Raw genomic sequence first — 6,287 nt, 5'->3', positions numbered from 1 at the left:
ACCCGAACCCGCGGCCGAAGCACCCGCACCGGAACCCGAATCCGCTGCTGAGCCGGAACCCGCAGCCGAAGCGCCTGCGCCCGCGCCGGAACCTGTGCTGGAACCTGTGGCAGAAGCGCCTGCTGCTGAAGAAACTGCGGAGCCTGAGGCCGCTGCCGAACCGGAAACCTCTAAGGCATAGTTAGGGATTAGCTTAGGGATTGGACAGCGTTATGACGGATTCTAAGGCGATCGCCCTCACCCGTGACCAAGCGCAGCGTCTGCTCAAGCAGTTCGATTGTCAGACTGCTGCGCCCACGCTATCCGCTGAGGAAAAAGCACGTCTCCGCGAAGCGCTGAAGCGGGTCGCACAGCACTCTGATTATCAAATGCTGGGAGTTTGCGCCAGTTCTCAGGCAGCGGGCTGGGCAGCGCTGCAACAGTATGCGATCGCCCTCGGCTATGCACCGCAGCCGCCAGCCGCCTCGCTGGAGGGCCCAGTCTATCTCAAGTTCAACCCCAAATCGAGCCTCTGCTACGCAGACACCTACCCTGGCGAACATCGCGGCGTGCTGGTGTCGTGTCAGTCTGCCGATCCCGATGATATCAATGACCTCTACGGTCATCTACCCCTAGATCTTTGGGGCTGAGGTTTGGGGATTAGGTCTGGAAGCTAGCTTGCCAGAAGACTCCAAAACCTTCGCAGTCTTGGCTCTCCAATTCACTGCTGTTCTCAGTTCAAAAGTAAAAAGCCTCGGCACAATAGGCTGAGGCTTTTTGTTAAGCTTTCAAATCAGCAAACAGGTGAGATTAAGGCAACCGGTTAGGGCAGCCAAACAGACTACCCTAACTCCCAAGCCCCAATCCCTGATCTACTGCCCAGTCAGATACGAGGGCGACAGGCTAGACCAGGATTGCTTCACTAGGTCGGCATCCGCCGTCACGCTGCCCAGGTAGTTGCCTGCGGGCAAGGACGGGAAGCGCTTGTAGGGCACCACATCTTCGCCAAAGTAGCGCGAGTATTCGGCGCTTTCCACCATCGCGTCTACGGCTGCTTTCAGACCGCTATCGGCCAGCAGCTTGTTGTATTCGCGAATCTCTGCTTGGGTGGCCGGAGCCCGCCCCAGCAGATGGCGGAATAGAAACTCGATCACCTTGGTATTGGGATAGGGCGTGTAGAACCGCTTGCGGTAGATATCCGAACCCGCCAGCGTCTTCACAAACTCGCGCACCGAGATCTCCCCATTCCGCAGCTTGCTTTCCAGGTCGCTGCGGCGGAACTCTGCCGGAACTTGTCCGCTGAACACGTCCATCACCTGCACGTAGATGGCATCGATCACCAGTTCCGTCTCGCCCCGCGTCATGCTGGGGTTCATGCGGAAGATCCGAGCAGGCTTGCGGCGAGAGGTTCCTACCCCAATCTCAACAGATTGCCCCTGACCTTCCGCCAGGAAGGAGCGGCCCAGTTCCACAAACTTGGGCTTTGTGGGGTCGGGCTGACGAGCTTGGGTGGATAGATTGGCGATCGCCAGCCCAGTCAGCGGCAGTTTAGTCGGGTCTAGCTTCGACTTCACTGGCTCAAAGCTCGGCACCACCAGCGTCTTGTTCTGCTTGGTCAGCGTGTTGTACAAGCGCTGCGTGTTCGGGAAGTTGGCAGCGGGCAGCGTCAGGAAGCGGTTGTAGGGAACTGTATCCTCGCCAAAGGCCTGCGCGTATTCAGCGCTGTTCACCATCGCGTTGATAAAGCCCTTCAGACCTTGTGATGCCAGGATCTGGTTATACTTGCGAATCTCCGCCTGATCCAGCGGCGCACGACCCAGGAAGTGCTTCGTACCCAACTCAATCACTTTGGTATTGGGATAGGGCGTGTAGAACTCCTTGATATAGAGGTTCGAGGTTCCCAGACCTTCGATGAACTCCTTCAGGTTGATTTCGCCGTTGCCCAGCTTGCTCTCCAGCGCGGTGAACTCGTTCTGAACAATGTAAGGCGCGATATCCCGCTCGAAGATTTGGCGATAGGCTGCACCGATCACCGTCTTCAGTTGCGCCACATCGGCAGCCGAGGTCAGCTTGAAGACCTTCGTCTGTTCCCGCTTCTTCGACACGCCCTGGTTAGAGCGGAACTGCACATCCGGCTCTGTGCGAATCTCCGTCACCGCGCCCAAGCTCACAAAGCTCGGCGTTTCTTCAGCCACGGGTTTCAGAATGCCCTTATCGACAATGCTGCCGACTCGGTTGGTTCGCAGCGACAAGCCCGCTGGCGTGAGATAGCGCTCGTAGGGCACCGTATCTTCGCCAAAGGCTTCGCTGTATTCCATGCTGTCGATCATGGCATCGACCACCGCATAGAAGCCCTTCTTCGCCGCAATGTCAAAGTAGGCGTTGATCTCTTTGCGGCCGTAGGTGGGGCGGCCCAATAGGCGGCGGTGGATATACTCGATCGCCTTCGTGACGTACAGCGGAGTCCAGTAGAGGCTGCGGAACAGGTCAGACTTCGCCAAAATCCGCACAAACTCGCGTACCGTAATCTCGCCGTTTTCCAGCTTGATTTCGGCAACCTTCTGACGCTGCCCCTCATACACATCGCGCCCAATCACTTGCAGGTAAATGGCGCGAATGACCGCCTGCGTGGAGCTTTCGGAATACTTGACGCTGATGCCCTTGGTGTCGCCGCCCTTCTTGCTGAAGGTGCCTGTATAGCTGGGAACCTGATCCAGCTTGAACACTTTGGGGCCGAGAGTTCCAGGGGCAACACCGCGTGCGCCCGGATTGCTCAACTGGTTGTTGATGCCAGGGCCGCGATTGATCAGAATCCGGCGGGTGTCTTTGCCAAAGGGGGCAGGACTGGTGCTGGGGTTGCGCGTCTGTTTCGGGAAGATCGCGCCAAACTGAATCTCTAGAGGGTCGTTGCCAGAACCATACACATGCTGATCGGGCAGCGGCTGATTGTACTTGGCAAAGGTGGTGATGAAGTGCGGCACCTTGCGGAAAGGAGCGCTGTACTTAAACAGGTCTTGCTGAGGCCCCCAGTTGCGACACTCTTGGGCCTCTTGTCCCAGACCGCGCAGGTAAGGCACGGTTTCTTCGCCAAAGTAGTCAGAATATTCCTGAGAATCGACTAGGGCATCCACCAGCGCCGACAGCCCACCTTTGGAAACGATGCTGAAATACTTTTGCACCTCTTCGCGAGAGCTGGGTCCTCGACCCAGGATGTGGCGGAATGCCAGTTCCAGAGCGCGGCTGTTGATATACGGCTCGTAGAAATTCTTGCGATACAGCGGCGACTTGGCCAGGCGGCGGATAAACTCCTTCATGGAGATTTCGCCGTTCTTCACCTTGGATTCCAGATCAGAAATGCCCAGGGAATAGGCGCGGGTAATGTCCCGCTCAAACACCTGGCGATAGGCAGCCTTCACCACGTCGTTTTTCTCGCTGGCCGATAGCCCCGGCTTCATGGCGTACTTGGGACGACGCTCTGCCGCGTTGAAGTAAATCTGAGGCAGTTGCAGACCTTGCTGGTCGCCAGAGGGCCGCTGACGCAGTTTGTTGGAGGGGCTGGGGGCAACGAACTCGTTGATCAGCACTTCAAAATATTGCGTCACGATCAGCGCAGCGTCGGCATCATCGCGGAACAGCGTCAGGGCCCCGACCCGCATTTCTTGCAGGGCTACGATGGTGGCTTCGCCGGAGCAGGCGTTCTCGATGATTTCCCGCAGACCACGCACGTTCACCGAGATGATGTTGGGGTCGCCTGCAACGATGGCATAGGTGACATAGCGCAGGAACCAGCTTAGATCCCGCAGAGACTTCTGCATGTTGGCAGGGCCGTAGCGGGCGACGTTGATGGGGCGGAAGCCAGGAGGCGTGGGGCCGGCGCTGGGCGTGGTAAACAGGTTCCGCAGTCCCTCCAGCAAACCACCCCCGCCGCTACCAGAAACGTAGGTCACGGTGCCTAGCTTCATGGCTTCTTCGGTGTCGAGGGCAACGCCGCCCATCGTCATCATAACGGGGACTTCTTCGGGGGGCTTTTCGAGAAAGGCCATGGGGGAGCCGCCGACAAAGATGCGGTTGGCGGCCCGAGAGACGATGAGTTCGGAACTTCTGGTGATGGCATCGGCGATCGCCAATCGCTTGAGTCCAGAAGAGAAGAAACTGGTCAATTCGGCGAGTTCACCCCGCCCCAGGAATCGGTCTTGCTGCTCCGCCTGGGAAATGGTTGAGACGGGTAGGGTTTGATAAAGGTTTGGACGCGCAACAGAGCTTCCACCGCTTGCCGTGACACTCATTGGATTTCAAAAGCTCCCTTAATAAACAACTGCCTCAGGTGAGAAGTAGACGTTCCCAGTACGAAATTCAGAACGGCTTGAATAACGACACTTTCCGATGGGCACAGACTGTGATGGGCACAGACTGTGATGGACACAGATCGTGATGGGCACAGACCGTGATGGGCACAGGAGAAATTGTCGCAAGCGATACTAAACAAGCGTTCTGGGGTCTTACAGATTAACTTTTAGATTAGAACGTTTAGGCCCCGCCATGCGGAATGTTAAAAAGCATGTCGAGAACTCTCTCTAGAGTGTCCCAAAAAACCTGATTCTGTGGATGGAATCAGGCTGAGAGAAGTGATAAGTTTTGTTGCAAAACAAAGAGGTCGGGGAGATGGGGGGGCGGGGATAAAGGGGGCGATCGCCCATCTCACCCAGTCCACTCCTCCTGCGGTCATTTCGCGGTGCGCCAACCTCGGTGCGCCAACTCATTTCTCAGTGCGCCAACGCTGCATTACTCCAACACTGGCTGGAGCAGCATTTCATAAAGCTGGTAGCGCGAGGCCGGGTCGAGATGCTGGAGGCGCGTTTGGTTCCAGTTCGCCAAAATTTGCTGCTGGTTGGATTGCACCATTTGCCGCAGTTCTAATAGCTCTGTGCCTTTGGGCAGCACGTCGGATAGCAGCTCCAGCAGCACCTGAATATCTTGCAAGCTACCAAGGCTGTCTTGTAGCGACTTTAGCCCGGCAATCCAGGCTTTGAACTGAGCGCCATAGAAGCTGACGAAAAACTCTGCCTGGTAACGAACGTGCTTGCAGGCTTTGCGGAGGTCGTGCAGCGTTGGGGCGGTGTCTTCGGTCACTGCTTCGGTGGCAATGAGCCAGCCGGGGTGTAGCAGCGAGGTCGATAGCAACGGGCTGAGCAGGTCGGGCAGAACGGTCACAACGGGGATTTGAGCCAGCGGCGTGAACCGGGGAGCGCTGAGCCAGGTTTCGTAGGCGGTTTTCAGGTCTTGATAGCGGCTCTGGCTGAGGATGTCGCGGGTGCCTGCAAGGGTTTTGTGGCGCTTTTGCTGGAGTGCGGCGATCGCCGTTTCCAGATACGCCTGCTCTGGCTGGCTCAGATGGGGATGATAGTCTGTCTGGAGCGTGGCGATTTGCACGTCCAGATCCCGCAGCTTGCCCAGTGCCTTGGTGAGCGATCGCACGCGCTTGGGATGTGCCGCCCTGGGCAAATCGATGGCGGCTCCAAATACTTGCAGTGCCGTATAGAGCCGACGGCTATGAACGCGCATTTGGTGGAGATGCTCCGGGTCGGTATCTGCCAGGACGTGCTTTTCGTGCTTCACCATCTGGTGATACTGCTCACCCACGATGCGATGAGCATACTCTCCCAAAGTCAAGGGTTGAGGCGTTGGCTGTTCCTTGGGTTGCCTGATTTGCTTGCTTTGCCTGGGTTGCTTGCCCTTGCTCCGCTGCTCGGTTTTCATAGGAAATTTACCAATTTTTAGTCTTATCTTAACTTACGGCTTTTGCAGCCTATGGCTGGAAAACGACCTGGCCCTGCCGCAAAACGAGCCAGCCTTGATCCGTCCATTTCACCACCGTTGAGGGGGTTCCAGAACCCGCATAGGTGGCAGACACCGAGAGCAATCGCCCCAGTTCGTCCAGCGCTGCTTCGGTCAGCGTATAGACATCGGGAAACTGTGCGTTAATGTCTGCCAGATTTTGCAACGCGGGTTCTCCAGAGCGGTTAACGCTGGTGGTGGCCAGGGGGCCTGTCTGCGCCAGCAGATGTTGCGCTAGGGCATGGTCGGGTACACGGATGCCGATGGTCGTTGGATCGGTCGGGTTCATGGCGCGGGGGAGGCGATCGCCCGCAGGCAGCACCAGCGTCACCGCGCCCGGAAAGTAGCGCTCCGCCGCCGCCTGCCACTGCGCCTTTGCCGCTCCATCCCCTGCCACAAACGCCCACAAATCTTCCACACTGCCGCCCATCAAAATCAACGGCTTGCGCTCGTCCCGCTGCTTTGCAGCATAG

Annotated in this window: 5 protein-coding genes; 2 read left to right on the top strand and 3 right to left on the bottom strand. The window is 57.5% G+C overall.

Annotated elements, in window-relative coordinates:
- Together IGS51_RS09555 and IGS51_RS09550 are read left to right on the top strand one after the other, a co-directional pair.
- Window positions 1-181 (top strand): hypothetical protein (locus tag IGS51_RS09555; RefSeq protein ID WP_297078191.1); only part of this gene is annotated, 181 nt, incomplete at its 5' end.
- A gap of 31 nt (window positions 182-212) precedes the next feature.
- Window positions 213-629 carry a DUF1824 family protein gene (locus IGS51_RS09550; RefSeq protein WP_297078190.1) on the top strand — a complete coding sequence of 139 codons (417 nt, stop codon included), beginning with the start codon at window positions 213-215 and terminating at the stop codon, window positions 627-629.
- Window positions 630-851: 222 nt separating this feature from the next.
- On the opposite strand, the gene IGS51_RS09545 is transcribed toward IGS51_RS09550, so the two are convergent.
- The 3 genes from IGS51_RS09545 to IGS51_RS09535 all read right to left on the bottom strand — a co-directional run.
- Window positions 852-4,265 carry a phycobilisome rod-core linker polypeptide gene (locus IGS51_RS09545; RefSeq protein WP_297078189.1) on the bottom strand — a complete coding sequence of 1,138 codons (3,414 nt, stop codon included), beginning with the start codon at window positions 4,263-4,265 and terminating at the stop codon, window positions 852-854.
- A gap of 496 nt (window positions 4,266-4,761) precedes the next feature.
- Window positions 4,762-5,643 carry a CHAD domain-containing protein gene (locus tag IGS51_RS09540; protein WP_297078188.1) on the bottom strand — a complete coding sequence of 294 codons (882 nt, stop codon included), beginning with the start codon at window positions 5,641-5,643 and terminating at the stop codon, window positions 4,762-4,764.
- Window positions 5,644-5,785: 142 nt separating this feature from the next.
- The coding region (locus IGS51_RS09535) for an L-threonylcarbamoyladenylate synthase (RefSeq protein WP_297078187.1) at window positions 5,786-6,287 on the bottom strand (502 nt) is incomplete at its 5' end.

Source organism: Thermoleptolyngbya sp. M55_K2018_002 (genome assembly GCF_015295965.1).
Lineage (GTDB): Bacteria > Cyanobacteriota > Cyanobacteriia > Elainellales > Elainellaceae > Thermoleptolyngbya > Thermoleptolyngbya sichuanensis.
Note: the sequence above shows the minus strand (reverse complement) of the source record. Positions and strands in the feature narration are given on the sequence as shown.

What these genes read in the sequence shown, in the direction of transcription:
- IGS51_RS09550 (WP_297078190.1), top strand. Translation starts at nt 213, where the DNA reads ATGACGGATTCTAAGGCGATCGCCCTCACCCGTGACCAAGCGCAGCGT.
- IGS51_RS09545 (WP_297078189.1), bottom strand. Translation starts at nt 4,265, where the DNA reads ATGAGTGTCACGGCAAGCGGTGGAAGCTCTGTTGCGCGTCCAAACCTT.